This window comes from Rhodoblastus acidophilus (assembly GCF_009720655.1).
Taxonomy (GTDB): domain Bacteria; phylum Pseudomonadota; class Alphaproteobacteria; order Rhizobiales; family Beijerinckiaceae; genus Rhodoblastus; species Rhodoblastus acidophilus_A.
In genome coordinates this window covers 15,300-41,327 of record NZ_WNKS01000009.1, presented here as the reverse complement: position 1 = coordinate 41,327, position 26,028 = coordinate 15,300, and the positions used below count along the sequence as shown (strand labels likewise).

Genomic DNA, 26,028 nt, shown 5'->3' with positions numbered 1-26,028 from the left:
TCTTACAAGGAAGATTTTAATGTCGTCGCGCATCGAGTTCACGGACGCCATGGTCGATCAGCCGACCGTCGAGCATGAGATCGCGGACCTGGAAAGCTCGATCGTTCCGACAACCGGAAAGCTCGACAACCTGAGCGAAGCGCCAGCCTATCGTGGCGTCGTCGACATTTTTACCGCCGAGGGGCGGGTCGACGGATGGTGCCTGTCGACGAGCGATCCAACAACGCCTGTGAGCATAGAGATTTACATAGGTCCGTTCAAGTTCGCCGAATTCATGACGGGCAAGAAGAGGGCGGATATTGCGGAAGCGGTTGGGCTGCCTGTCGTGCCCGGTTTCAGTAATGAAATTGAGCAGCAAAATCACGCCGACACTGAGGGAATCCTGCATTTTCTGTGCGAGCCGAAAAGCCTTGCCGCGCCTTTCACAGAACTAGTCCTTTTTCGAATCAAGAACTCGCGCGTCGCCCTGCCAATGTCGCCCAGAATCAAACTGAGCCGCGACGATCTCTTCAATCTGGTTTCAAAGCCGCAGATCATCAAAGGGAGTTTGGACGCGCTGGACTCTAAAGGCGGCTTTAGGGGCGCCGTGGATCGACAGAGCCAAGGCGTGATTTCAGGCTGGTGCGTGAACACTGGAAATCCCGACTTCCCAGTTGAACTCGAGATATATTTGAAAGACGCCTTGCTCGGCGTCACGACAAACAGCGAGCCGCGTAAGGATGTCAGCGAGCTTTTGAAAGGTCCTGTTAAATCGGGATTCGTTTTCAAGCCCGAGGACATGACGGCGACAACGCTTGCCGGGGCGATGAAGGTTCTTTCGGAGGCGATCGAGGCGCCTGGCAAGGCAGCTCAGATGCTCTCGATCAAAGTTAGAGGTACGAATTGCCATCTGCCGGTGCTCCCCACAGTGACTTTCACTGCGGCCGATCTCAAGAGATATTATGACGAGGCCACGGCCAAGCTGGGCAGCGTGGCGAGCAATCAGCGCATTGGCCTGGTCGAAGAACTCATGTCGCCCACCAAAAGTCGCGCTGTAACAACTCCCGACGACGTAAAACTTGTCGCGTTTTATCTTCCACAATTTCACCCATTCTCAGAAAATAACGAATGGTGGGGGGAAGGCTTCACCGAGTGGACAAATGTGACCACCGCCCGGGCGTATTTCGAGGGCCACGATCAACCTCGGATACCATCCGATCTGGGTTATTACGATTTGCGCCTCGATCAGATTCAGGAGAAGCAGATTGATCTCGCGCGCCGTTACGGCGTTTCGGCATTTTGTTATTATTACTACAGCTTTTCAGGCACAAAACTGATGACGTTCCCTATCGACAGGCATGTCGAAAAGAACTATGACATGGACTTTTGTTTGTGTTGGGCCAACGAAAACTGGTCTCGTCGGTGGGATGGTTCTGAATCCGACGTGTTGATGAGCCAAACCCACACGGAGCTGGACGATTTAGCCTTTATCGACAACGTTATTCCGTATTTCAGCAGCGAAAAATACATCAAATTTGACGGGGCGCCCCTCCTGCTTGTCTATCGCATATCTTTGCTGGCGAAGCCGGCGCAGACCATAGAGAATTGGAAGCGCAAGGTGCGGGCCGCCGGCTTTCCCGACCTGCATGTCTGCATGGCCGAGTCGTTTGGCCTTACTGATCCGAACGAATTCGGCGCCGACAGCACCTGCCAGTTTCCCCCGCACGGAGTCTCTGCCAGGGAAATCAACACGACCGTCGCGAACATCGACAAGGGATTCGAAGGCAAGATTTACGACTATATCGAGGTCGCGGCCAATGAGGTCCGGCGTCCCGACCCCGCCCATACGCGCTTCCGCTGCGCCATGCCTTCCTGGGACAATACATCCCGAAAGGGCAAGGCCGGAAACGTGTTCCATAACGCTTCTCCGGAAGTCTTCGAAGCTTGGCTCTCCGTCCTGTGCGCAAAGGCGAAGCGCGATCTTCCTTCGGGCAAGCGCCTGGTGTTCGTGAACGCCTGGAATGAGTGGGGCGAGGGCGCCTATCTCGAACCCGACCGTCTCAACGGCCATCGAAATCTGAAGGCCGTGCGCGCCGCGCTGACGACATCGAATATGCTCCTGTCGGAATCGCTGATCGCGCAAGCTGAAGGCGCAACCGAGCCCGAAGACCAGAACGCGATGCAGTTGGTTGCGACGCTGGCCAGTGTAAACCGCAGGCTGTTGCAATTCGCGACCGATTATTCTTCATTGCCGACCGGAGGTCCCTCGCCGTTCGTTCCGATTCCGAAAGGGTCGATCCGCCTGCAGAAGGTCGAAAATTCGTTCTGCAATGTTGATTCCCTCAACGGCCGCAGGGTTACGAATCATGAAGTTACTATCGTTCGCGGACAGAAACTTGGCGTCAGCGGTTGGGTCAGGGTTCCCGGCGTCAATTTAATCGAGAGCCTCCCAGTATTCGTGCGCCTTTCTGGCAGTGGAGACCACGCATTCATCGCCTCGATTTACGATCGCGAAACAAGACAAGACGTACAGGCCTATTACAGCGATCCGAACGACCATGTGCATGGTTTCCGCTGCTCGCTGGATTTCTTTTCGGTGGCGCCGGGAATCTACCACGTGGAGATTCTCGTAGGATCGCTCGGCGATACGAATGCGGTCTATGTGGTACCGACCAAAATCATGCTGATTATTGCCTGACAGGAGGCGATCATGAAACTCCCGCTCGTCTCCGTTATCGTGCCGTCGTACAACCACGAGACGTATATCCTCGAATGCTTGAAATCTATTCACGAACAGACGCATGAAAGACTCGAGTTAATATTTATCGATGATAACTCTACCGACAGAACGTTTGACTTTGCAAAGGCGTTACTCGGCACGGCTTTTTCCAAGCGCTTCGAAAACATCGTACTCCGGCGCAATCCAAAAAATTCCGGAGCTCATATCTCCCTCAACGTCGGACTGGATTTAGCGGAGGGTGATTATGTGGCGATTATAAACAGCGATGACCGCTTTCGTCCGCGGAGGATTGAGCGTTTGCTCAATGCAGTTTCGGAATCAGGCTCCGAATTTGCATTTACGGCCGTGGACACGTTCTCCGAATCCCGCAGCAAGGCGGGAAGCGACGCTTCCGAGGCCACGCCGGCGTTCCCGGAAAGTCTTATTCTCTTAAGAGTACGCCAACTCCTCAACATCGCCCGAGATCCGACGCTCGGCTACTCTCTACTGCGCCAGAATGTCGCGATTTCAACCGGAAATTTCTTTTTCTCGCGTCGACTCGCGAATGATATTGGCGGCTTTCAGCCGCTGAAATATTGTCACGACTGGGACTTCATCTTGCAGGCCCTCGTTCGCACACAGCCCGTGTTTGTGGACGAAGTGCTTTACGATTACCGCCTACATCCAACCAACTCATTCCGATCGCTGCAACATCTTGCGCAGGTCGAGACAGAGGTCGTTCTCCGCAGATTTTTCAGGGCGATCCTCATGGGTCCGGCGCCAAACCCGAAGTGCCCGTCGCCACAACGCGACATGGGCAACTTCGAAGCCTTTGTTGCCAAAGCCTATTACAGTAAATTCTGGGCCAAGGAAGGCGGAAACCCCTTGGAGGGCGAGCGCGTAACCGCTTCCAGCGCCGCGAAGCCGACGGGCACGCTGTCGGGTTTTCGCATACTTTCCGAGGCTCTCAAGGGCGCACAACAGGTGGTATAAGGCAAACTTGAGCATGTCCAACGGCGAGGCCGCTCGCGCCATCGATGAGGCCGCTCGGCCGATCTGTTGAATTGCAAGGAAGCGACCGTCGCCAGTCGGCGTCACGCCATGGCGACCGAACCGCTCCCAAAATACTTTAACTTCGCCCGAGGGAGCAAACGATGAACATTTACGATTTGCCCAGGATTGTCTCGGTCCAGAAGAAAAATGGCGTCAACGCCTTCGTCGTTCTGGAATTCAACGCCTTTCGCGATTTCATCATGAAGATCATGTTCGACGACGAAATCGACGAAGAGCACTATCTGCAGGAAAATCCCGATGTGCGAAAGGCTGTAGAATCCGGAGCGATTCCCAGCGGGAACTATCATTTCAAAGGAATCGGTTACGTCGAAGGCCGCAAATTCCGATGGAAATCCGCCAGCGACGACGTCGCCGAAAAGACGGATCCGGCTCCCGCCTCCAAGCAACCGTTAACCGCCGAAAAGGCCAACCCGATTAAGGGAGCCGACGCGCCGCCGGCTATCGAAAAGGCCCCGCCACCGACGGGTCCCGCTCAGAGTCCGGGCACGGAAAAGCCTCCGACGAAGGGCCCCAGCGCACCGCCGCCCAAGACTCCTGGGCCGTTTTTCCCTTCCCGATAGATCGGCGCCCACGCAACGTCCAACCATGGCCCTGACATGACATCGCATCTCGAGCGTGACCGGCTTCCGCCTACGGCGCGATCGCGGTTTTGCGCTTTGGCCGGCGCCCTGTTCATCTCTTGGGTGGGCTGCGCATCATTTGCCAGCGGGGTATCGGCGGAGTCTCTGGTCGGCGCCATTCGGTGGGACAATTGGCGTCTTGACAGTACTGCCGGCGATTCGCTTGCAGACGGGGCTTATCCAAACCGCATCCCCTATTTTGCCTGGCGCCGCCCCGATGGCGCCTTGGGATTCCCAGGCGACATGCGGAACGTATTGGAAGCCGACGTCCATTACGCGCGGGCGGCGGGCATCGACTATTTCATATTCGGCTATTATCTCGACAGCGGGTCCTGGGGGCGAGATGCAAACAATGCGAGGGCGCTGGATCGCGCCTATCGCGCCTATCTCGCGCTGCCGGATCGCGCCGGCGTAAAATTTGCGCTGAGTTTCAATTATAGCTTTCCGCCTCAGGACGCCCCCCTCGTCAGCGCGGTGATCAGCGAAGCCTCGCGCAACCCCGACCACGTGCGCGCGACGGACGGTTCGATCCCTGTGTTCTTCTTCACGCCGAACCTGGCGGTCTGGGTCAAAGGCCTGGGCGGAGAGGACGGCGCGAAATGGGTGCTCGACGATATCCGCAGGCGGGTGCGGGAAGGCGCCGGAAACCGCCTCTACACGGTCGCGCTGGTGTTCGGCATCAACGCGGCGGGCCCGATGGCGCAGCGGCTCGGTTTCGACGCAGTCTCGACCTACGCCAACGGGCTTGGCGGCGGTGGGCGCGCCGTGCCCTACGGAGCCTGCGCGGCTGGAGCGAGGACGTTCTGGACGGCCGGCAAGCGGTTGTCGATCGGCTTTCTGCCAACCGTTACCCTTGGCTGGGATTATCGGCCGTTGCTGCGGGATCCAAAGGAGGCGCCGCGCCGTGATCCCAACCCGAGCTGGTGCGAACCGGCGAGCGATCAGCAATGGGCGGAGCAAATCAAAGCGGCCGTCGATGCGGCGGATTCGAACCCCCGCAACGACCGCTTCCGCAGCATCGTCCTCTACGCCTGGAACGAATTTTCCGAAGGCGGCTGGATCGCGCCGACCGTCGGGGAAGGAACGCGCCGGCTTGAGGTCATTCGGCGGGCGCTCGGACGCCACCGGCCCGCAGCGCGCCTGGAACTGTCATGGCCGCGCCGGTCGCCGGATGATGTTTTGACAGCGGATTGGCCGTGTCCGCCGGACCAACGGATCGAAGCCGACAAGACCATCGCCGCACCAACGGTCTCTGATTTGCCGATGTCCGGCGATTGGCGGATCAGGGTCTGCAAAGAATGAGCGGGCGGGAAGGCAAGTCCGTCCGTAAGAGGCTCGCGCGTCTCTTGTCATGGCTCGCCGAAGTGCTACAAAATGCAAACTCGTGCAAGATTAGAAGCGAGGTCGCGTTACGTCCCTTTTCGAAAGATGCACGCCAAGAACATAAGGACGCTTTCATTGACGCCTTTGATTATCGTCGGAATGCCCCGTACCGGTTCCACCCTGCTTCATACGGGCGTCACCCAGCATCCACAAACGCGAGTATATGGCGAGCTGTTTCATCCCGTCCGACAGGAACGGGTGGGCTCGCACGCAATTATTCGCAATGGCGAACGGATATTTTTCAATGAAACGACTGACGACGCTATCGCGTTTTTGGATAAGCATGTGTTTCTCGAGTCTGAGCAGATAGACGTCATCGGGTTTAAAGTTTTTCGTGAACTTGTTTCATGCCAAGGCACGACCGATTTTTTTGAACGTCTGAAGGCGCATTACGCCAACCTGCATGTGCTGCATATCGTTCGCTCGAACTACCTGGATGTGCTCATCTCCCGAGAAGTCGCCAGGGCGACTAACGACTGGGTGCGGTTTGTCAATTCGCCGCCCAAGCAAAATGAGCTGACCAAAGTTCGAATAGAACCGGACCAGGCGCTTACTTTTTTCAATGAAGTCCGCAGCGCCGACACATACTTTGGCAGCATTTTTGACGGCGAGCGTTACCTGAAGGTCGATTACGACGAGTTGTCTGCTTCATTTTCCCAAACGATGCAAAAGGTCTATGAATTTTTGGGAGTCAGACCGTTTGAACCGGAAATCAAGGTTAAAAAGCAGATTGATCGCGGCGCCGCCGAAATAGTTGAAAATTATGAGGAACTGGCCGACTATTTCGTGTCCACCGAATTCGGCTCATTTTTCCAGCGGTCGTGACTGCCGTCGAAGCCATCGAACAATGCACCATGGCGAGGAGCGTGCAGAAGAAGACTCATATTCTACGTTTGAAGCCTTGGTGATCCCCCCGCAGCCAGACCATTCAACGGCCCACTCAAAAGGATTGCGAAATGAAGCGCTTTGTGATCGTCGGCATGCCCCGAACCGGATCGACTCTGCTGAGCACCGGCCTCACCCAGCACCCGCAGGCGCGTTGTTTTGCAGAGTTGTTCCATCCCGTCGATAATGAACGCGCGACCCATAGCCACAATTTGAACATCGACGGCGAACGCGTGTGCTTCGATCCACGCAGGGACGACGCTATCGATTTCCTCACCCGATACGTCTTTGCCGAGCGTTATGCCGAAATGGGCGCGGTCGGCTTCAAGCTGTTCGGCGATTATGTCAAGGGGCCAGGTTCCGAGGGGCTGTTCCGCCGGCTTCGTGCAGAAATCCCTGATCTACATGTGATCCACATTTGTCGCCGCAACTACCTTGAGGTTCTGCTGTCGAGAAGGAAGGCGTCCGCGACAGGGCAATGGCACCTGCTCGCGGGCAAGAAGGAGGATGTCAAGAGCGCCGATCAGGAGTTCACTATCGAAACGGCCGAGGCGCAGCGCTTCTTCGAAAACATGCGACATATGGATCAGTTTTACGAGACGTATTTTGCCGGCGACCGATATTGCAAGGTCGCCTACGAGGACCTCGAGGCCGATTTTCAGAATGCCATGGCGCGCGTTTACGCTTTTCTAGGGCTCGCGAACTATGCGGCAAAGCCCCAGACCGTGAAGCTGCGAGCCGAGCCCCCGGAAAAGCGGATCGCAAATTACCACGCGCTGGCGCTCGCCTTTCAAGACAGCCCCTTCAACCTGTTCTTTGACGATCAGCGGCCGAGGATTGCGTTCCCTTCGGATACCGAGATGGTCATCGGAGACCTGTCATTCGATCTCGACGCGTCGTCCGCAGTTCATGACAAAAGATCGGTCGGACGCCGCTTTGTATTGATGAAGCGACGCCGCCTGATCGAAGAATATGTGCGGCTTTTCGATCAGTTGAAGCCCGGAAACCTTTTTGAACTCGGCATCCGCCGGGGTGGATCAATGGCGTTTTATAACGCCGCCTTCCACCCCAAGACTCATGTCGCAATCGAGCTGGAAACCGAGTCAATTCAGCCTCTTGACGCATTGGTTGAGGCGGCAGCCAAAGATGGCCGAAAGATGCGTCCATACTTTGGCGTCAACCAGGCGGACAAAGCGCGCCTCATCGATATCGTTTACGAGAACTTTGGAAATTCCGCAGGTCCGCTCGACTTGGTTATTGACGATGCGTCGCATCGGCTCCAGGAATCGACGGCCTCATTTGAGGCGCTTTTTCCTCTTGTTCGAGAGGGCGGGGTCTATGCCCTTGAGGATTGGGGGTGGGCTCACTGGACAGGCTTTCAAGGCCCAAAAGCATATTTTTCCGACCAACCTGCCCTGACGAATCTCGTTTTCAGACTCGTCATTCTGCACACGTGCCACCCCGAAATCATTTCGCGCCTAGTGATCAATCCTGTTGTTGTATATGTTGAACGCGGGCCGAAGGCGCTCGACCCAAGATCATTCAATATATCGGATAACCTGATCATGAGAGGGCGCAACTTGGTCAATATCTGAGCCGAGTTGGCGGGTAATGCGAACGCGCTGGTAATCGTGGAAAACATATCAGCGGTTTTCGCATCGAGCTTGGCGGCGAGCGTCACTTTTTTTCAGACGATCCTGAGCAGATGCAATGTTGAGCATGGCCGCGACCGCGATCATCTGAGAATTTTCGCAGACGTGGGCGGGACCACAGTCCCGCCCAAAAAAAATCACAGCGCGACGGAAAAATCCGCTTCGGTCTTCTCCTTGATCTCTTCGACCGTCACCCCGTCGGCGAGCTCGATCAGCTTGACCCCGCCATCCCCGTGCTTGTCGATGGAGAACACGCCGAGATCGGTGATGAGAAGATCGACCACGCGCGAGCCGGTCAGCGGCAGGTTGCATGTCTTCAGGAATTTCGGGCCGTCCTTGGCGACGTGCTCCATCACCACCACGACTTTTTTCACGCCGGCGACGAGGTCCATGGCGCCGCCCATGCCCTTCACCATTTTTCCGGGAATCATCCAATTGGCCAAATCCCCGCTTTCCGCCACCTGCATGGCGCCGAGGATCGACAGGTCGATATGGCCGCCGCGAATCATGGCGAACGAATCGGCTGAGGAAAAATACGAAGTCGTCGGCAGTTCGGTGATCGTCTGCTTGCCCGCGTTGATCAAATCCGGGTCTTCCTCGCCCTCATAGGGGAAGGGGCCCATGCCGAGCATGCCGTTCTCGCTCTGCAACTGCACGCGCACGCCCTCGGGAATGTAGTTCGAGACGAGCGTGGGAATGCCGATGCCGAGATTGACGTAAAAACCGTCACGCAGTTCTTTCGCGGCGCGCGCCGCCATCTGGTCGCGGGTCCAGGCCATTAGGTGTTCCCCCTCATCAGACTTCTCCTCCGGTCGCGGCGGCCGCGCTGGTGTGTTTTCGCGTCGTGCGCTGCTCGATGTGCTTGGCGGCGTTGGGAACATGAACGATGCGCTTCACATAAATGCCGGGCGTGTGGATGTGGTCCGGGTTGAGCTGGCCGGCGGGCACGAGATGCTCGACCTGCGCGACGGTAATCTTGCCGGCTGTGGCCATCATCGGATTGAAATTGCGCGCGGTCTTTCGAAAAATGAGATTGCCCTCATGATCCCCCATCCAGGCGTGGACCAGCGCCACATCGGCGGTGAGCCCCGTCTCCATGACATAGTTCTCGCCATTGAAAACGCGCGTTTCCTTGCCCTCGGCCACCAAAGTGCCAAACCCCGTCTTGGTGTAGAAGGCGGGAACGCCGGCGCCGCCGGCGCGAATGCGCTCGGCCAATGTGCCCTGCGGGTTGAACTCGATCTCCAGCTCTCCGCCCAAAAACTGTTGCGCGAACAGCTTATTCTCGCCCACATAGGACGAAATCATCTTCTTCACCTGCTTGGTCTCCAGCAGGACGCCAAGGCCGATGCCGTCCACGCCGGCATTGTTGGAGATGAAGGTGAGGTTCTTTGCGCCGGACTCTTTGACGGCCTCAATCAACGCCTCGGGGATGCCGCAGAGGCCAAAACCGCCGGCCATGAGGGTCATGCCGTCCTTGACCAGCCCGGCCATCGCCGTTCCGGCGTCGGGGTAAACTTTTTTCATGAGCGAAACTCGCTGCTGGAATAGCTGCGCCGCAACACTAGGGCCGGCTGGCGCCGCGGTCCATCCGCCTTTCTGCGATTTCACTCACTTTTGCGCAGCACCGCAGCCCAGCCGGGCACGTCGACGCCCCGGTCCTTGCGCGTCGAAACCGCGCAAAATTCCGCGACCGCGAAACCGTGGATGGCGCTGAGTTCGCGCAGATACGACTCGCTATGGGAAAATCGCAGGTCGTCGCCGACAGCAAACCCCTGCGACGGCCCGCTCTGCGTGGTGAAGGCGAACAGGCCGCCGGGACGCAGCGTGCGAAAAACCCCGGCGAACACGGCGCCGAGGTCGCCGACATAGACGAAGACATCGGCGGCGGCGGCGAGGTCGGCGCTTTCGGCCGGCTCAGCGGCCAAAAAGTCGGTCAGATCGGCCGCCGCCAGCCGCTCATACAAACCCTTCGCCCTCGCCTGCTCGATCATGGCCGGCGAAAGGTCCACGCCGGTGATTTTTTGGGCGCGCGAAACAATCGCCGCCGCGAACAGGCCGGCGCCGCAGCCGAGATCGAGCACATGGGCAAAACGCCGTCCCGGCGCGGCGCGCTCCATCGCCTCGCAAAGCACTTGCGGGCCGCGATAGCCGAGTTTTTCCACCAGATGCGTATCGAAGCGCGCGGCATATTGATCGAACAGGGTTTTGACATAGGCGCGCGGGGCGGTGGCCGGCTTGGCGCCGCCGAGCCGCGCCAGCGCGAGCGCCGCGCCCTGCGCGTCCTCGGGGTCGAGCGCCAGGGTTTTCGAATAGGCCTCGCGGGCCTCCCCCAATTTTTCCAGACGCTCCAGCGCCTGCGCCAGCGCGAACCAGCCCGCCGGCCAGTCCGGCGCGCAATCGAGCGCCTGGGCGAACAGGTCGCGCGCCCCTTCCGCGTCGCCGGCTGCCAAGGCCCCTTGCCCCCATTCGTAGCGCCGGTCGGCGGACAAGTCTCCGGAAGACCCCATCTGGCTCACAAAAGGTTACCCCGCCTTAACTTTTGCCTTATTTTTTGACCAGTTGGTTCAACCCTGGTTCAGATGCGGCGACTAGACTAATATCAAGCTGGTTTTCGCCTTTGAGGCAAGTTTACGGAGGACTCCATGACGCTTTCCATCAAGAAAACCGCGCTCGCCGCGCTCGCCGCGGCGACGCTGGCGACAAGCCTGACCGCCCCGGCTTTCGCCAATGACGGCGCGGCCGTCGGCGCCGGAATCGCCGCCGGCATTCTCGGCGGCGCGATGCTGGGCGCCGCCGCCGCCAGCGCCGCTCCCCCCGCTCCGGCCTATTACGAGGGCCCGGAATGCTGGATGGAGCGTCGCCCGATGTATGACGAAGACGGCAATTTCATCGGCCGCCGCCGCGTGCGCGTCTGCCGCTGATCTGGAATCGGGCGCGCGCCGGACGCGCGCGCCTGTTTTTTTCACGCCCGCTCGCGCGCCGAAATTTTCTGGGCCGCTTCCTCTCGGGGCGTGTCCTTTTGGGCCGCGACCTCAGGGACACTGTCCCGGCCAATTCCGTCTTGGCCCCAGTTGTCTTGGCCAGCTCCATTTTCGGCCTGCCCGGCCACCCGGCGGCCGATGTCCAGAATAGCCGCGCGCAAATCAGCCACTTCGGCCCCCCCGCCGCGTTCAAGCGTCCCCCGCAAGGCGTCGGCTTCCGCCTGCGCCTCCTCGGCCAGCTTGCGCTCGGCTTCGATCTTGGCCATCAGGCGCTCGCGCCGCGCCTCGAAATTCTCGTTGCGCCCCTCGGACTCGCGCAGGCGTGACTGCATGCGCTCCAGCTCGATCTTCAGCAGGCGGTGGACCTCGGCCAGCGCGTCGAATTCCCCCGACTTGTCGCGCAGCTCCGCCTCACGCTCGGCCAGGTTCGCCTTGGTCGCGCCCAGCTCGGCGAAAAGCGTCTCGCTCTTCTCGGTCATGTGCGCCAGCGCGTCTTCGCGCTGCCTGAGCTGCTCCTGCGTCGTGCGCAAAACCTCCTCGACGCGGACGATGTCGGCGGTGCGGCGCCCGAGTTCGGCGCTGTCGGCGGCGCGCAATTGACGCTCCCGCTCGGCGACCAGCTCCAGTTCGCGCCTTTCGACGGCGAATCGCGCGCGCAAAAGGTCGCGCTCGGCCTCCATCTCGTCGAAGGTCATGGGGAGTTGCTGTTCGACGCCCTTCAGGGTCAGGCGCCGCGCGCGGGCGGAGACCAGGGGAAGAAAGGCGAGGCCGATCAATCCGCAGATGGAAAAGCCCAAGGCGAAGGCGACGAGTTGCTCGACCAAGGAAATATCCTGCTGACCCCGAATGGGTCCAAATGTTCAATAAAGCAGGATCAGAAGGGATTCCATGTCGAATTCGGGGTGAACTTGAGATAGCCGAGATTGACGCCGAGACGCGCGCCGACGCCGGTGCGGATCGGCACGACCGTCACGCCATTGGCCCCCAGCGCCGTGATCCCGAAGCCGCCGACCAGATAGGCCGAGCCGTCGATGCCGCCAAAACGCTGAAAGATGGCGTCGAGCGAAGGGAGACCATAGACCAGCATCATGGTGCGATCGCCATCCGCGCCCGCGTCGAAACCGATGGACGGCCCCTGCCAGAAGACGCGCTGGTCGCCGGCGTTGCGGGTGTACATGGTTCCCTCGCCATAGCGCAGGCCGCCGACGAAGGCGCCGCCGGCCTCCTGCCCGAGAATGTAGGCGTTGGGCTTCCCCCAGCGCTTGGTCGCCGACTGGATCGCCTCGGCCAGGCCGCGCGACAGGCCGCCGAAGAATTTATGGCCGTTCTCGACCAGTTCATTGTCGGAATAGACGCTGCGATCCTGCGCGAAAGCCGGGGCGGCCGTCAGGAGAAGCGCGCCGAGGGCGCGAACAATGTCGCGACGGGATTGTGTTGAAGGTCGCATCTTTTCCTCCCCAAGGGCGCAAAAGTATCGCGGCCTCACGTGAACGATTGCTTAACGATCTGTTATAACCCGTCGCTAACCATTTGCCGCCATAGTCCGGCAATGCTCAAGAATGGAAAAGCAACAATGACCACCGTGCTTTCTCTGGAACCGCTCGACCTGGCCGCCCTGCTGTGCTCGCGCGTCTGCCATGACGTGATCAGCCCCGTCGGCGCCATCGTCAACGGTCTCGAGGTTCTGGAGGAAGACAAGGACGAGGGCATGCGCGAATTCGCGATGGACTTGATTCGCAAGAGCGCGAAATCGGCTTCCGCGCGCCTGCAATTCTGCCGCCTGGCCTTCGGCGCGGCGGGCTCGGCGGGCGCGTCCATCGACACGGGCGACGCCGAAAAGGTGGCGCGCGGCCTGTTCGGCGACGAGCGCACCACGTTGATCTGGGATGGCCCCCGCGTGTTCATGGCGAAGAACAAGGTCAAGCTCTTGCTCAACCTGTGCCTGATCGCCAGCGTCTGCATCCCGCGCGGCGGCGTGATGAACGTGAAGATCGAGGGCGAGGGCGACGGGGTGCGTCTGTCGGTCGCGGTGAAGGGTCCGAACCTGAAGCTGGCGAGCCATGTGGCCAGCCTGCTGGACGGGGTTTCGGAGAGCGGCGCGGTCGACGCGCACGGCATCCAGCCTTATTTCACCGGGCTTGTGGCGCGCGACTGCGGCATGGCGGTCGAGGTGAGCGCCACGACGGAAGAGGTTCAGCTCAAGGCCGAGCCGAAGAAGGCGGACGCGTCCGCTTCGGCCTGAGCTGAAACACGGCCTGCCTCTCCGTACGGCCGACAAAAGCCTTTTCGCGGCATGGCTTGACGCGCGCATAAGCTGGCGCGCCGCCCGGGGACGATCGCCAACTCACGAGAGCGCTCGTCATTGCCGCGACATCGCTTGCGAGCCGCCGCTTGGCAAGGCTGCATCTTCGCTTTTCAAGGCTGCATCTTGGCTTTGCGCGTCGTCATCAGGCGCGGCGGCTTTTTCCGCCTCGCTCGGCTGTTCCTGCATCGACGAAGACCGTCCTGCGTCATCATCGCCGGCGCGGATTGCGTCGGCTCGCCCTTCGTCCTGGACTGTCGGAGCCTCGGCCTGGGGCGCCGCGAAACGTTCGACGCGTTCGAGCCAGTCCTTCGCGTTGTCGGCGTCGAGCTGATCGGTCTCGCGAAGCTTCTCCACCAGAGCGGGCAGCGCCTCCTTGAGCGCGACCAGCAACAGCCGGTCATTCTCCCTGGCGAGATCCGCGACAACCCGATCGAACGCCTCCGTTCCGCGCACCTTGAAATAGTCGCCATAGGCGTCGGCCGCCGTGCCCGGCCAGGTCGAGAACATGGTCGGAAACGCGGGCCCGTTGCGGAATTCGAGGCCGATCTGCTCGCGCTCTTCATAGACCTTGAATTTGAGTTTCGGCCACATCCGCCCTTCCTTGGAAAGTGCGGTCATCGACACGTCGATGTGCCGATAGGTCTCGTTGGCGAAGATGCCGTCGAGGCGCACCTTGTCGAAACGCGCGGCGCCGTCCCGCACGAACGCAGGTTTGCGCAGCCGGCGCGGCGCGAGCCAGATGTCGGCGCAGGAGAGAACAGCCGGGCGCGCGCCCCCCGCCCCCAGGTGGCGGAACGACAATGCGACATGGGCGACGCCAGGAGCATCGGGTGGAAGAACGACAGAGAGCGCCACACCGTCGCGGGTCGCGCGCTGCGGCGCCGACCAGGCGAACGCGGCCTGCTGCAGCTTTTTGAGTTCGTCGCCGCATTCACTGGTCGGGATCAGAGCCAGCGCGACCTCGACAGGCTCGGCGCTCTCGCTGCAAACGCGCGCGGTGACCGCCGCGCTTTGCGCCAGGTCGACATCGGCGAACACCAGCAGCCCGGCGCGGCCCGCTTCGATGCGCAGCCGTTTGCCGCCCGCCGGCGCGGCCTCCTCGACAGCCCTGCCGACCAGCCGCGCGCCGCGCCAGCTGGCGTCATCAAGGCGCGACGCCGCAACGACGGGACGCCCGTCCGCGCCGGGCCAGAGCCAGAACGGCGACGCCGCCAGCCGCGGGGCGCGCGCCGCGAACAGGCGCGCCGCCGGGTCCTTGCCGAGAGCCCGCGAAATCAGGATTTTGCCGCCCGCGCCGATGTTTCCGCGCAGCGCCAGCGAAGCCTGGCCGGGCGGCTCCGCGAGCGAAGCCGCGAAGTCCAGCGTCAGCCATTCCAGCGAAGCCGGGATGGCGCGCGCCGGAATGCGCCAGGCGCCGAGCGTCTGGTTTCGCGCATCGACGAAAGCGGCCTCCAGCCCGTCTTCGGCCGCAAGGCCCTCGCCCGCGACATGAACGGCGATGGCCGCGAGACCGGACGCATCGACCTCAAGGGGAACGACCAGTTCGAACGGCGCGTCGTGAACGATCGCGCCGGTCGCATCGCCGGGCGGGTCGCAGCGGAGAACGATCAGGCCCCCCGGATCGCCGACGGCCGCTTCGACGCGCGCGGCCAGGGCCTCGCCGATCCGCTCGAGCGCCTCCTCGCGCGACGGCGCGACGAGCACGGCCAACGGCTCCTTGCCAAGATCGGCGAAATGTTTCTCCAGAGCGTCGCGCTCCGCCCGCGCTTCGACAATGGCGAGCAGGATGTCCGCGGGCGCAATCCCGGAGAAGACGGCCTCTCCGGTCGGCGCGCGACGGAAGGAAGAGCGATGCAGGCCGCCGATCCTTTCGCCGGGAAATTTCGCCAGCGCGCTTTCGGAAACGACCACGGCGGGAAGATGCGAGGAAGACGAGAGGGTCATGAGGGTCCCTGTGAACGTGCGCAAGATGAAAGGATCGGTCCCGTCAAACGGCCGCCGGCAAATTGTCCGGGTCAAGGCGCCACTCACGCGCGGTCCTGGCCCGCCAGGCCGCCGCGCGCGTCCGCAAATCGGATTGTGGGCCTTCGCCCTCGAGCGCGACCGTTTGCACCGCTTCGATCTCCTTGATGTGCTCGATGCGATCCAGGCTGTGCGTGACGCTGCGGTCGTGGCGGCGATGAATGTTGAGCGTGTCGGCGATGTAAAGGATCTCCTTGCCCGAGCGGCAAGCCTCGACATAGATCCGCCAATCGCCGGCGCAGCGCAGCGAAAACGGCTCTTCCCCCAGCTTCTGGAAAATGTCCCGAAGCGCCTGGGTGCGCCAGACGACCGAACTGACGTTCACCACGACATTGCGGACCGCCAGGAAGCGGCGCAGGAAATCGGCGCCCGAGAAGGCGCCGGATGTCTCCAGCCCACGGTCGCCGTACTCGCCGTAATAGCTCTTGTAGCTGTTGAAGACCGGCGCGCCCTGGGCGTCGATCGCCTTCGAATCCGTGAAGCAGAAGGCGGCGTTCGGCGCCGCGGCGAGGCGGCTTATGGCTTCGTCGAGGAACCGGGGCTCCGACATGTCGTCGGCCTCCGCGATCCAGACGAATTCGCCGCGGATTTCGTCGAGTCCCGCTTTCCATTGACGGAACGGGCTGCCGGAATTTTCAGTCCGCGCGCGGATTTCCATGTCCCTCCCGGCCTGGGCCGCGACCTCGCGCGCCACCGCGAGACTGTCGTCGGCGCTGGCGTCGTCCAGGAACAGCGTTTCCAGCACGGGAAAGGTTTGCGCGAACACCGAGGTCAGCCGGTCGCGCAAATGCTCGGCGTAATTGTAGTTGGGAACGATGACGGAGACCGTGCGATACTCGGGATCGATCAGCGACAGCAGTTTCGCGCCATAAAGCGCGAAATCGCAGCGTTCCACGACCGCGCGCGCGCGATAGGCGGCGTTCGCCTCGTCTCCGCTGGCGCGCCGTTTGAGAGAGTCGACAATCCTTGCGGCGCCGGCCTTGACATCGGCGCATGGCGCGAGCGCGCCCAGACGCTCATCCCCCCCGATCATCTCCGCATGTCCGCCCGCCTCCGCGAAGGCCACCACGGCGAGACCGGTCCGCAGCGCCTGGAGCAGACCCGACGGAACCGGATCCTCGCGCGAGGTGGAGACAAAGAGGTCGGCGGCGCCGAAATAGCGGCCGACATCGCGGTCGAACGGCAGAATCGTAATGTTTGTCAGGCCGCGCTGGCGGATGTCGTGCTTGAGCCAGGGCGCGATGACGGGGTGAACGTCGCCGAGCCAGACCAGATGCGCGCCCGGCCTCATCGTCCTCAGCCGCTCGGCCAGCAACGGGAACAGGTCGACGCCTGTCAGCAGGCTGCCGAAATCCACATTCAGCACGATTTCCGCGTCGGGCGGCAGCCCGAGTTCGCGCCGCAGCTGCGCCCGCGCGCCCTCGGGAACGACCGGCGCATCATGGAGGCCCTGGGGAATGACAACGGCGCGGTCGTCGTCGACGCCGAAGGCGGCGTCGAGCGCATTCTTGACGAAAGCATTCGGATAGACCACCGCGCGGCCGCGCTGACGCAGCGCGACGAAGGTCTGAGCGAGATCGCGGGCGCGGATGAGCTTCGGCAGTTCGTGGACGAGCGAACAGAAATCGAACCCGAGGTCTTTGAGAACGCCGGTGACGCCGCCGCTCAGCGCGCTATTGCTGATCGCATGTTTGTAGCCGCAGCGGAACAGCTCGCCGAGATGGACGCGCAGATCCGTCCACGCATCGCCGCGCGTCTCGCCGACGATGAAGGTTTCGGCCAGTTCGCCATACGCCTCCGCGAGGGCGCCGCCCTCCAGAAGGACGAAGGCGATCTCCATTCCGAAGCGTTTCTTCAAAAGCCCGCCCAGCGCGAGCAGAAGGCGCTGGGAGGCCGCAGGCAATGCGTCGTGTCCGATCAGCACGACGCCGCGGCCTCTGGCGGCGCGGATGGACCGTCTGGACATGGCGGATTTGGCGCGGTGGGCCGACGCGTCCGATGGCGAGACAGGAGTCCAGCCGAATTCCAGGCCGATATCCATGAAGACTTCGAAAGCGTTCAGCTCCTTCTTGCCGCCGAGATAGCGCTCCCAGACGTGTTCGGCGCTGAAATTCGGCGATCCCGACCGCCCCTCGAAAATCCCGTGATTGAGCCAATGGGAAAACCCGTCCATCCCGGCGGAGGCGACATCCGGATAGGCGTCAATATAGGTTTCGATGTCGAAATAGGCGTTGGGGCTGTGCCGGTTGGCGTGGCGGTGGGCCAGATAATGCGCCAGAGGCGAGACATCCGCCGCGTTGCTCAGATAGGTCTCGCGATACCATTGCGGATCGAAGGCCGGGCAAGGCTTGTCGCCCCGGGCTTCGCCGATTTCGATGTAATGCCTCAAGGCGCCTTCGCCGGTCCCGTTCAAATATTTGCGCGCATACCAGCTCGGATCGAAGTACGGATTGGGCTTCGCGCCCGCGCGCTCGCCTTCGGCGAAATAATGCGCGATCAGCGTCCCGTCGAGCGCCTGGGAGCCGCCGACGCCCTCGCGCCGCACGTAGCAGCCCATGTCGAACAGCCCCAACGCCTCCGCGCGAAGCGCGATGTCGTCGCTGGACGGCGCCGCTTCGCTCCAGGCGTCATGGAACGCCGGGGCGCCCCTGAGAAAGGTCCAGCAGTCCCGCGCGGTCACGGCCGGAAGGTCGCAAGGTCCGCAGAGCGAAGCCTCCATCGCGTCCACGCGGACGTCGATCTCCGCCGTCGCCGCTCCGCTTTCGACAATCGCGCGCACGGCCTTCCCGTCGAAATCCGCCCAGCCGATCGTGAAGCCGCACTGGACGTCGGGACCGATCAGGCGGGCGATATCGGGCCGGGCCAGCCCCGTCCGCCCGCGCGCGATCGTGCGCCCCGCGCAGACCACGGAAATCTCCAGCCGGCGCCCGAGGTCGCCGAGGTCGAGGGCCCATCCGACAACGCCTGCGCGCAAATTGACATCGTCCAACGCCCCGGCTTGGCGCACGCCCGGTTCGAACCAGGGAGGCAGGCGCGGAAACGATTTCGTCATCGAGGACTCTAATTTGGAGGCTAACGACATTTTCATGACCCGATAGACTTTAACAGCATCCGCTCAAGCCGCCAGCTTGTCTAAGCGGAGAACCGTGATCATTGCAATATGCGTTGAAGGGAAGCCGTTTCGCCGATGGCGACAACGCCGAACAGTGAACAGAACGCACCGAGGGGCGATCGGACGACTTGCCAGCTTAACGTATAGGGACGAACCTTACGCAAGTTCGGCTTCACCAAAAGCTTTGTTTTTATTACAAAATTTTCTCCGTTCGCGCGCCGGACCCTCCATAGTTCTTGCAACCCGCTCTGACTTCGGCAATAACTTTTCGAGCCTGCCAAGCTGACGCCGCTGGGGATATGATGGTAAAGGGTTTTTTTGAGCGCGCGGACCGCGAGTTCATCGTCGGCTGGGCCTTCGACTCCGACACGCCGGACAAGCCCTTGCGCGTCGCCATCGACGTCGACGGCGAGGTCCGCTGGCGTGGCGAAGCCAACACGCACCGCCGCGACCTCGAGGAGGCGGGTGTCGGCGGCGGCGGACACGGTTTCGCCATTGCGACAGAGGCGCTGGGCGCCTTGCCGGAGGGCGAATTTTCCATCGGCGTGCGCGTCGAAGGGGAAGGCCTGCTGCCCGGCGCGCCGCGCATCCTGCCCGCGGCGCCAGCCGCGCCTCTCGTCCCATTGGCGCCGACAGCGACAAACGTGATCGGCTGTCTCGACGACATCTCGAACAGCGTGATCCGGGGCTGGGCGTTCGATCGCGGGCGTCCGAAGATCCCGGTCTCCGTCGACCTCTTCATCGATGGCGGTTTCGTCGCGCGCGCCGACGCCGACCAGTTTCGACCCGATCTTTTCGAAGTCGGATTTGGCGACGGCAAGTGCGCCTTCTACTTCGCCACCCCTCTGAATCTTCTCGACGGACGCCCGCATCGGGTCCAGGTCCTTCCGTCAAATCTCGACAGCGATCTCGACGGTTCGCCGCAGGACAAAAGCCTCCAGGGCGCCGCGCCGATGCACGACGTCGCCCATCTCCAGTCCAAGCTTTCGGCGATGCTCGAACAGGTGCGACGCACCATGTCGCCGTTCAAGGGCGAAGCGTCCCACCTCGAAGCCGTTGGCAGGTCCGCCGATTATTATCGGCAATGGTGCGACGCCCATGTCGCCATGACCCCGGAGCGGCGCCACGACATCCTGAAATCGATTGTCGGCCTGCCGAGACTGCCGCTGATTTCGATCCTGATGCCGGTCTACAACACGGAACCGCGCATGTTGCGCGCCGCCATCGAGTCGGTGCGGACGCAGCTCTATCCGCATTGGGAGCTTTGCATCGCGGACGATTGTTCGACCAATGAGGACACCAGGCTGGTCCTCAACGAATACGCGCGACTCGACGTCCGCATCGTTGTGATCAAACGGGAGCGCAACGGCCACATCTCCGAGGCGAGCAACTCCGCCCTGCGCCAGGCCACGGGCGAATATGTCGCGCTTATGGACCATGACGACGAACTGACGGAAGACGCGCTTTTCTACATGGCCAAGGCCATCAACGAAACAGGCGCCGAACTCCTCTACAGCGACGAAGACAAGATTGACACGGGCAAAGTGGTATTCGACCCGCACTTCAAGCCCGCGTTCAATTACACCCTGTTGCTGTCGTACAATTACATCTGCCATTTTGTCGTGGTGAAGCGAGACCTGGCGGTCAAGATTGGCGGTTTCCGCACCGAAACCAATGGCGCCCAGGACCACGACTTCCTGTTGCGTCTCTGCGAGCATCTGGACCGCGACAAGATCGTCCACGTGCCGCACATCCTCTATCACTGGCGCGCGCACCAGGCGAGCACGTCGCTGGGCACGGACGTGAAGAGCTATGTTGTCGACGCCGCGAAGCGCGCGCTGTCGGATCATCTGAAGGCCACCGGATTCCCCGACGCGACCGTGCACGCGGAGAACGGCTATTACCGCATCGCCTGGCCCCTCCCCGCGAAACTTCCGCGCGTGTCCGTCGTCATCCCGACGCGCGATTGCGCCGACATTCTCAGCATCTGCCTCGTCAGCCTCCTCAATCGGACCGACTACGACAACCTCGAGATCATCATCATCGACAACGGCAGCGTCGAGGAGGCCACCGCCGCCCTGTTCAAAGAGGCGAGCGCGGACAGCCGCGTTCGCGTCATCCGCTACGATCGCGAGTTCAACTATTCGGCCATTTGCAACTTCGGCGTCGAACTGGCGACCGGCGAGCTGCTCTTGATGATGAACAACGACATCGAGGTTCGGGCCGGCAACGAAGACTGGCTCAGGGAGATGGTCGGTCAGGTCCTGCGGCCGGACATCGGCGCGGTCGGCGCCAAGCTGCTTTATCCCAACGGCAAGGTCCAGCACGGCGGCGTCATCGTCGGCCTCGGCGGGGTCGCCGGGCATTCGCACAAATATGCCAACGAGGACGACTCCGGCTATTTCAATCGCCTGCGCGTCGCCCAGGAACTCACGGCCTGCACGGCCGCTTGCCTGCTGATCCGTCGCGAGGCCTTCGACAGCGTCGGCGGCTTTGACGGAATCAGCCTTCCGATCGCGTTCAACGACGTCGATCTTTGCCTGCGCATGCGCGAAGCGGGCTGGGGCATCGTCTATGCGCCCCACGCGACGCTGGTTCATCACGAATCCTATTCGCGGGGCGCGGAGAACACGCCGGCCAAGATTCTTCGCGCGCAGCGCGAGGTCGCCTATATGAAGAGTCGCTGGGGCGATGCGCTGACGCAGGATCCGGCCTACAGCCCATCGCTGACGCTGGATCGCGAGGATTTTGGCATGGATTTGCATAGGGGCGTCAGTCAGGAGACCCACGCACGAAACCGGCGGCTCGCGCCCAGCGATCGAAAGGTCGAGGTTCGCGCGTCGGTCGTTGAACTGCAGCCGCAGGGCGGATAGTCGGGGTGTCAGATTTCCCTTCAACGCGAAAACAAGATGAAAAGGGAATGATGCGATTTCCGAACGATCAGTTCGGAAATCGCATTCCGCTCGTGCGCAACTCCGCCCTTCGCCTGGAGGATTTCCGCACGATTTCGTTTTCGCGGAGCGCGAAGCGATCTTGCGGAAACCGTTTGAGACGCAAGGTTTGGCGCCGCGCCGCCTTTTGTCTGCTGCTCGTTTTGCCGCCCTTCCCGTCGGCCGCGCAAACCTCAAAACCGCGACAGGACGGCGTTACGGTTTCGGATGGTCAGGTCACCATTCGATTGGATGATCGAACGGCAGGCGCGATCTCCAGCCTCCAGTGGCGAGGCAAGGCGTTTGTCGACGCCTTCGACCACGAGCGCGGTCGTGCAACAACGAGCAAGGTGATCGACCTCGCGACGAACGGATCCACGCTCAGCGTTTCCACGCAAATGGCGTTCTGGACGGGTCCTGGCGAGCGGCGCAGGCGACAAGCGGGAGAAATGGCCGACGCTTTCGTTGTTGAAAGTCTCTCGGCGCACACCCTCCACAAGCAAGTCCGGTTGATGTCAACGCCTGAACTGGGCGTTGTTCATTTTGATATCGTTTTTGATGCGCCCGAGGCCCACCGAACCGCAACCTTTGAAATACTGACTGGAGACATGCCCGTCGCCTTCGAGACCTTCTGGGGCGTTGACGTGGCCCACAACGAATTTCGCGACCTCGGCGACGGCCGGGGAGAACAGTCTCCGCCGGTTATGCTTCGACACGTGACCGAAAATATGCGATGGGGACGACCTGTGGGAACGGTCGGGCGAACCAAGGCGCCAAGATCACTTATGGTCGCTTCAGGTTTCGCCAGAACGAGGGTCCCGGCGCCACCGTCAAATGGAACGCGGTCGGCCGGATGCGCGACATTGAGCTGGGACGGTTTGCTTTTGACTGCACCGTCTATGTCGGAAGTCTGGACTCGGTGTACGGCGCGCTGGCAGCTTTGACGAGACACTAAAAAGAACAAGGTATTCAAGGAATGCGCATAGCTTGTTGCCTGATGGTAAAAAACGAAGAAGCGGTGATTGGCGAGTGGATCGCCTATCATCATCTCCTGGGCTTTGACGCATTTATCATCGTCGATCATATGTCGACTGACAATACGAAGCTTGCTGCGGCCAAAATGCAAGACATTACGACCGTGCACGTCCTTGACGAGCAAGGCCAGCCGCCGGAATTGCAAAAACGCGTCTACATGGACGTGATCGCCGCTTTTCAAGACCAGTACGATTGGATAGCGTTCATTGACTCCGACGAGTTTATTGCGAGCAGCGTCTCCTTGGAGATCCGAAGCCTTCTGGAGAATACAAGCGCGTCCGGGATCGCTATTCCCTGGCTGATATTCGGCTCCAATGGCCTGAAAGAAAGGGGAAGCGGACTGCTGATCGAAGAGTTCGACCGCCGCTCCCCGCCAAGCTTTCAACCGAACCTGCACGTCAAGTCAATCGTTCGACCGAAGGCGGTCGTATCCTGCATCAATGCACATTGTTTCAAGCTTGATGGCGACTATGTGCGTCCCGATGGAACAAGACTCACCTGGGGACGAGGTCCCGGTTTGCTCGAAACCTTCCCCGAGGACACTGCGTGGCAGGTAAACCATTACTATACGCGCTCGCGCGGAGATTGGGCGAGACGAATGAATCGCGGGCAATTGGGTCAGTTCGTCAGAACCTGGGCCGAATTCGATGCTTACGACAAGAACGACCTGCTGGATTTGACGGCGAAACGCCGTTCTGACGAGGTCAGAACGCTGCTGGAACGCGTCGACACATCAAGCAAAAGCGGCGATGTGGTCGCCTGAAATCAAGGCGGGACTGCGGGAGGTCTGGGAGCGCCGCATTGTCTGGCGTGGATCTGAGAGCATTTTCAAGCGAAGCGGATGCCGGTTCGCGTGAAGAAAATGCGTCAAAACAACAATTTGGAGCTTTTTCATGTTTCTACGAAACGTGAAAAAGCTCTAGCTCTGTCGACCTGCGAATTCATTGAAATCAAATGGGGTTGGTCCTATGCAGCCGAGGATGAGCAAACAAGAACACAGCTTGTTCCAGGCCTTTGTCGGCAACGCGCAAAGCTATGTTGAATTCGGAACAGGCGGAAGCACGGTCCTTGCCTCCAGTTGCGTCAAGAAACAGATTGTGGCGGTCGATTCCTCGCAGGAATGGCTCGACTCCGTCGAAAAGGCATGCCTCGACAAGCCCGTTCAGCCGAAACTGGTCTTCGTCGACATCGGACCGACGCGCGAATGGGGTTTTCCCAACGATCCCGAAACCAAATCACGCTGGCCAGACTATCACGAGGCTGTTTGGACCATCGAGGGGGTCGCGGACGCCGATCTGTTCATGGTCGATGGCCGTTTCCGGGTCGCGTGTTTCGCGCAGGTCGTGCTGCGCTGCCGCCCGGATGCGCTCATCTGTTTTCACGACTTCGCCTCGCGGCCGCATTACCATGGCGTCTATGACGTCGCCCGCGAGATCGCCTCGGTCCAAGACTTGTCGATTTTCATGCCGAAACAGGATGCGCGCGCGCGCGCGATGGAGATTCTTGAGAAATTCCGCTTCGTTCCAGCGTGACGCCGGATGGCGCGTCTCTTGGCCCGTCGCTTGGCCCGTCTTGGCCGCTCAACAGTCGCTCGCGGCGCCGCGTCCCGATTGAAAATGATCAACCGGCGGCGGCCGACGTTTTCTTGTTCTCATTGGCGACGCCCCACCATTGTATGGGGCGTCCCATGAAGGCGCCGAGCCGGATCGGCGCATCGGCGCTTTCCACATCCAGTGTCATGTAGTTGGGGCTGTCTTTGAAATAGGCGTCAAGAGCAGCGAAGTGCGTCTCGATCCAGCGCAGCAAATGCTCGCGTTTGCCGCCAAAACCCGCGGGAAGGCCTGGAATCGTCGCATCCGTAAGGCGCTGCTGAAGATTATTCCAGCGACATATGCTGTCGACGATCTTTCGCGGCTCTCGATAGTTCAGCAAGAACTTGCATTCCGGATATGATTTTCTTATCGCCTCGTAGATGCTGAAATCGAGGTTTGGCCAATAATTCATGCCGTCAATGCAAACGTCGGCCTGCGTAATGCAATCGAACTGCCGCAACAATGGCGGAAACGGATCGCCGTTTCTAAAATAAGACTTGTACATCAATTCGCCGATGTATCGATCACCAACATGCCAATGGGCGCTGTGGAAACCGCTCTTGCCCAGCGCCGTATGCAGCGTGCTGGTTCCTGACTTCGGGAAACCCACAACAAACAATTTCACAATCGCGCTCCGGAATAACGACCAATGCGTGCGAGACGCTTGCCGGCTTGCCTAGTCTACTTGCGCTTGCCTCCCCGGGCAAGCAGGCCAGCGGTGATCTGAACTGAGCCGAGAACCCACGCGGCGACGACGCTGCTGAGGGGGGCGGCCTCGACCGCCACCGACCTTTTGTGGCGATCCTACTTCGTTTTGAGAAACTCCAGCGCCTGCTCATGCACCCTTTTGTCGCCGGCGGCGATCACGGCGCCGCCCTGCGCGGGATCGCCGCCGTCCCAGCTGGTGACGATGCCGCCCGCGCCCTCGATGATCGGGATCAGCGCGACAATGTCGTAAACGTTCAAGCCCGCCTCGACCACCAGGTCGACATGGCCGGCGGCCAGCATGCAATAGGCGTAGCAATCGCCGCCGTAACGCGCCATGCGCGTCTTCTCCTCCAGCGCCTCGTAGCGCGGACGCAGGTCCTGCGGGATCAGTCTTGGCGAAGTGGTCATCAACGTTGCGCGCTCAAGGCCGTGGCAGGGCCGCACGCGCAATTTGCGCGTGGTCTTTTCGCCGTTGCCATTGTTGTGCCCCGACCAAAAGGCGGCGCGACCGTCGCCATAGAACCGCTCGCGCGTAAACGGCTGGTTCATCAGGCCGTAGCAGGGCGAGCCCTTGTGCAGCAAACCGATCAGCGTGCCCCAAAGCGGCAGGCCGGAAATAAAACTCTTGGTGCCGTCGATGGGGTCGAGCACCCAGACATAGTCCGCTTCCGCTTCGCGCGAGCCAAATTCCTCGCCGATCAGGCCATGGCTTGGAAAGGTCTGGGTGATGAGGCGGCGCATGGCCGTCTCGGCGGCGCGGTCGGCTTCGGTCACGGGGTCGAAGGGGCCGCCGACATTCTTGTCCTCGAGCGCGAAGGCGGTGCGGAAGAACGGCAATATGGCTTCGCCTGACACCGTGGCCAGTCTCTCCACGAAGGGAATGAAGTCAATCGCCGTCATGCCGTTCTCCAGGTTCCGCCGGCCACACATGACACGAACCGCCGCGCGAGGCCAGCGTCAGACGGGCTGCGCCCGACTTTTTGCGATGCAGCGGGGAAGGACCTGACGCGCCCTTTTGTTAATTGTCC

At 61.1% G+C, this 26,028-nt stretch carries 21 protein-coding genes; 12 read left to right on the top strand and 9 right to left on the bottom strand.

What is annotated here, in order from left to right:
* The first annotated feature begins 19 nt into the window (after positions 1-19).
* From GJ654_RS11515 to GJ654_RS11490, 6 genes are all read left to right on the top strand, one after another.
* On the top strand, positions 20-2,677 hold the full coding sequence (locus tag GJ654_RS11515; protein ID WP_196305525.1) for a glycosyltransferase WbsX family protein: 2,658 nt from the start codon (positions 20-22) through the stop codon (positions 2,675-2,677).
* Between the two features lie 12 nt (positions 2,678-2,689).
* Entirely contained in the window at positions 2,690-3,691 is a 1,002-nt protein-coding gene (locus tag GJ654_RS11510) for a glycosyltransferase family 2 protein (RefSeq protein ID WP_155446308.1), read from the top strand.
* 260 nt (positions 3,692-3,951) lie between these two features.
* Positions 3,952-4,332, top strand: a complete 381-nt coding sequence (locus GJ654_RS11505; RefSeq protein ID WP_155446307.1) for a hypothetical protein — start codon at positions 3,952-3,954, stop codon at positions 4,330-4,332.
* Positions 4,333-4,428: 96 nt separating this feature from the next.
* Entirely contained in the window at positions 4,429-5,694 is a 1,266-nt protein-coding gene (locus GJ654_RS11500; RefSeq protein WP_196305524.1) for a hypothetical protein, read from the top strand.
* Positions 5,695-5,850: 156 nt separating this feature from the next.
* Positions 5,851-6,600 (top strand): sulfotransferase family protein, encoded by a 750-nt coding sequence (locus GJ654_RS11495; protein ID WP_196305523.1) that lies wholly within the window; start codon positions 5,851-5,853, stop codon positions 6,598-6,600.
* Positions 6,601-6,731: 131 nt separating this feature from the next.
* The gene (locus GJ654_RS11490; RefSeq protein ID WP_155446304.1) at positions 6,732-8,255 is read left to right on the top strand and encodes a Stf0 family sulfotransferase; all 1,524 of its coding nucleotides are present in this window, start codon (positions 6,732-6,734) and stop codon (positions 8,253-8,255) included.
* Positions 8,256-8,449: 194 nt separating this feature from the next.
* Here the strand turns inward: GJ654_RS11490 and GJ654_RS11485 are convergent, their stop codons facing one another.
* From GJ654_RS11485 to GJ654_RS11475, 3 genes are all read right to left on the bottom strand, one after another.
* Complete coding sequence (locus tag GJ654_RS11485; RefSeq protein WP_155446303.1) at positions 8,450-9,091, bottom strand: CoA transferase subunit B; 642 nt, start codon at positions 9,089-9,091, stop codon at positions 8,450-8,452.
* 16 nt (positions 9,092-9,107) lie between these two features.
* Entirely contained in the window at positions 9,108-9,839 is a 732-nt protein-coding gene (locus GJ654_RS11480; protein ID WP_155446302.1) for a CoA transferase subunit A, read from the bottom strand.
* An 80-nt stretch (positions 9,840-9,919) separates the two neighbouring features.
* The gene (locus GJ654_RS11475; protein ID WP_246664710.1) at positions 9,920-10,804 is read right to left on the bottom strand and encodes a class I SAM-dependent DNA methyltransferase; all 885 of its coding nucleotides are present in this window, start codon (positions 10,802-10,804) and stop codon (positions 9,920-9,922) included.
* Positions 10,805-10,957: 153 nt separating this feature from the next.
* Here GJ654_RS11475 and GJ654_RS11470 point away from each other — a divergent pair, with 153 nt between their 5' ends.
* On the top strand, positions 10,958-11,236 hold the full coding sequence (locus tag GJ654_RS11470; protein WP_155446300.1) for a hypothetical protein: 279 nt from the start codon (positions 10,958-10,960) through the stop codon (positions 11,234-11,236).
* A 41-nt stretch (positions 11,237-11,277) separates the two neighbouring features.
* Here GJ654_RS11470 and GJ654_RS11465 read toward each other — a convergent pair whose 3' ends face one another.
* Both GJ654_RS11465 and GJ654_RS11460 read right to left on the bottom strand, forming a co-directional pair.
* The gene (locus tag GJ654_RS11465) at positions 11,278-12,120 is read right to left on the bottom strand and encodes a hypothetical protein (protein ID WP_155446299.1); all 843 of its coding nucleotides are present in this window, start codon (positions 12,118-12,120) and stop codon (positions 11,278-11,280) included.
* Positions 12,121-12,170: 50 nt separating this feature from the next.
* Complete coding sequence (locus tag GJ654_RS11460) at positions 12,171-12,743, bottom strand: DUF1134 domain-containing protein (RefSeq protein ID WP_155446298.1); 573 nt, start codon at positions 12,741-12,743, stop codon at positions 12,171-12,173.
* Positions 12,744-12,869: 126 nt separating this feature from the next.
* Between GJ654_RS11460 and chpT the strand changes: the two genes are divergently transcribed.
* A complete protein-coding gene (gene chpT / locus GJ654_RS11455; protein WP_155446297.1) occupies positions 12,870-13,538 on the top strand; it encodes a histidine phosphotransferase ChpT in 669 nt (222 codons plus the stop codon).
* A 117-nt stretch (positions 13,539-13,655) separates the two neighbouring features.
* Here the strand turns inward: chpT and GJ654_RS11450 are convergent, their stop codons facing one another.
* Together GJ654_RS11450 and GJ654_RS11445 are read right to left on the bottom strand one after the other, a co-directional pair.
* On the bottom strand, positions 13,656-15,545 hold the full coding sequence (locus GJ654_RS11450; protein ID WP_155446296.1) for a hypothetical protein: 1,890 nt from the start codon (positions 15,543-15,545) through the stop codon (positions 13,656-13,658).
* A gap of 43 nt (positions 15,546-15,588) precedes the next feature.
* On the bottom strand, positions 15,589-18,675 hold the full coding sequence (locus GJ654_RS11445) for a glycosyltransferase (protein ID WP_196305522.1): 3,087 nt from the start codon (positions 18,673-18,675) through the stop codon (positions 15,589-15,591).
* Positions 18,676-19,037: 362 nt separating this feature from the next.
* On the opposite strand from GJ654_RS11445, the gene GJ654_RS11440 reads away from it, so the two are divergent.
* From GJ654_RS11440 to GJ654_RS11425, 4 genes are all read left to right on the top strand, one after another.
* Positions 19,038-21,608, top strand: coding sequence for a glycosyltransferase family 2 protein (locus tag GJ654_RS11440; RefSeq protein WP_196305521.1), 2,571 nt, complete (start codon positions 19,038-19,040; stop codon positions 21,606-21,608).
* A gap of 5 nt (positions 21,609-21,613) precedes the next feature.
* A complete protein-coding gene (locus GJ654_RS11435) occupies positions 21,614-22,609 on the top strand; it encodes a hypothetical protein (protein ID WP_155446293.1) in 996 nt (331 codons plus the stop codon).
* 53 nt (positions 22,610-22,662) lie between these two features.
* Positions 22,663-23,463: a glycosyltransferase family 2 protein gene (locus GJ654_RS11430; protein ID WP_196305520.1), complete on the top strand. Its 801-nt coding sequence runs from the start codon at positions 22,663-22,665 to the stop codon at positions 23,461-23,463.
* A gap of 217 nt (positions 23,464-23,680) precedes the next feature.
* Positions 23,681-24,232: a hypothetical protein gene (locus GJ654_RS11425; protein WP_155446291.1), complete on the top strand. Its 552-nt coding sequence runs from the start codon at positions 23,681-23,683 to the stop codon at positions 24,230-24,232.
* Between the two features lie 88 nt (positions 24,233-24,320).
* On the opposite strand, the gene GJ654_RS11420 is transcribed toward GJ654_RS11425, so the two are convergent.
* Positions 24,321-24,917: a sulfotransferase gene (locus GJ654_RS11420; RefSeq protein WP_155446290.1), complete on the bottom strand. Its 597-nt coding sequence runs from the start codon at positions 24,915-24,917 to the stop codon at positions 24,321-24,323.
* 179 nt (positions 24,918-25,096) lie between these two features.
* Positions 25,097-25,900, bottom strand: coding sequence for a histidinol-phosphatase (gene hisN / locus GJ654_RS11415; protein ID WP_155446289.1), 804 nt, complete (start codon positions 25,898-25,900; stop codon positions 25,097-25,099).
* Positions 25,901-26,028 lie beyond the last annotated feature (128 nt).

What these genes read in the sequence shown, in the direction of transcription:
- GJ654_RS11515 (WP_196305525.1), top strand. Translation starts at nt 20, where the DNA reads ATGTCGTCGCGCATCGAGTTCACGGACGCCATGGTCGATCAGCCGACC.
- GJ654_RS11425 (WP_155446291.1), top strand. Translation starts at nt 23,681, where the DNA reads ATGAGCAAACAAGAACACAGCTTGTTCCAGGCCTTTGTCGGCAACGCG.
- GJ654_RS11485 (WP_155446303.1), bottom strand. Translation starts at nt 9,091, where the DNA reads ATGGCCTGGACCCGCGACCAGATGGCGGCGCGCGCCGCGAAAGAACTG.
- GJ654_RS11480 (WP_155446302.1), bottom strand. Translation starts at nt 9,839, where the DNA reads ATGAAAAAAGTTTACCCCGACGCCGGAACGGCGATGGCCGGGCTGGTC.
- GJ654_RS11460 (WP_155446298.1), bottom strand. Translation starts at nt 12,743, where the DNA reads ATGCGACCTTCAACACAATCCCGTCGCGACATTGTTCGCGCCCTCGGC.
- chpT (WP_155446297.1), top strand. Translation starts at nt 12,870, where the DNA reads ATGACCACCGTGCTTTCTCTGGAACCGCTCGACCTGGCCGCCCTGCTG.
- GJ654_RS11470 (WP_155446300.1), top strand. Translation starts at nt 10,958, where the DNA reads ATGACGCTTTCCATCAAGAAAACCGCGCTCGCCGCGCTCGCCGCGGCG.
- GJ654_RS11430 (WP_196305520.1), top strand. Translation starts at nt 22,663, where the DNA reads ATGGTAAAAAACGAAGAAGCGGTGATTGGCGAGTGGATCGCCTATCAT.
- hisN (WP_155446289.1), bottom strand. Translation starts at nt 25,900, where the DNA reads ATGACGGCGATTGACTTCATTCCCTTCGTGGAGAGACTGGCCACGGTG.
- GJ654_RS11445 (WP_196305522.1), bottom strand. Translation starts at nt 18,675, where the DNA reads ATGACGAAATCGTTTCCGCGCCTGCCTCCCTGGTTCGAACCGGGCGTG.
- GJ654_RS11505 (WP_155446307.1), top strand. Translation starts at nt 3,952, where the DNA reads ATGAAGATCATGTTCGACGACGAAATCGACGAAGAGCACTATCTGCAG.
- GJ654_RS11510 (WP_155446308.1), top strand. Translation starts at nt 2,690, where the DNA reads ATGAAACTCCCGCTCGTCTCCGTTATCGTGCCGTCGTACAACCACGAG.
- GJ654_RS11440 (WP_196305521.1), top strand. Translation starts at nt 19,038, where the DNA reads ATGGTAAAGGGTTTTTTTGAGCGCGCGGACCGCGAGTTCATCGTCGGC.
- GJ654_RS11450 (WP_155446296.1), bottom strand. Translation starts at nt 15,545, where the DNA reads ATGACCCTCTCGTCTTCCTCGCATCTTCCCGCCGTGGTCGTTTCCGAA.
- GJ654_RS11490 (WP_155446304.1), top strand. Translation starts at nt 6,732, where the DNA reads ATGAAGCGCTTTGTGATCGTCGGCATGCCCCGAACCGGATCGACTCTG.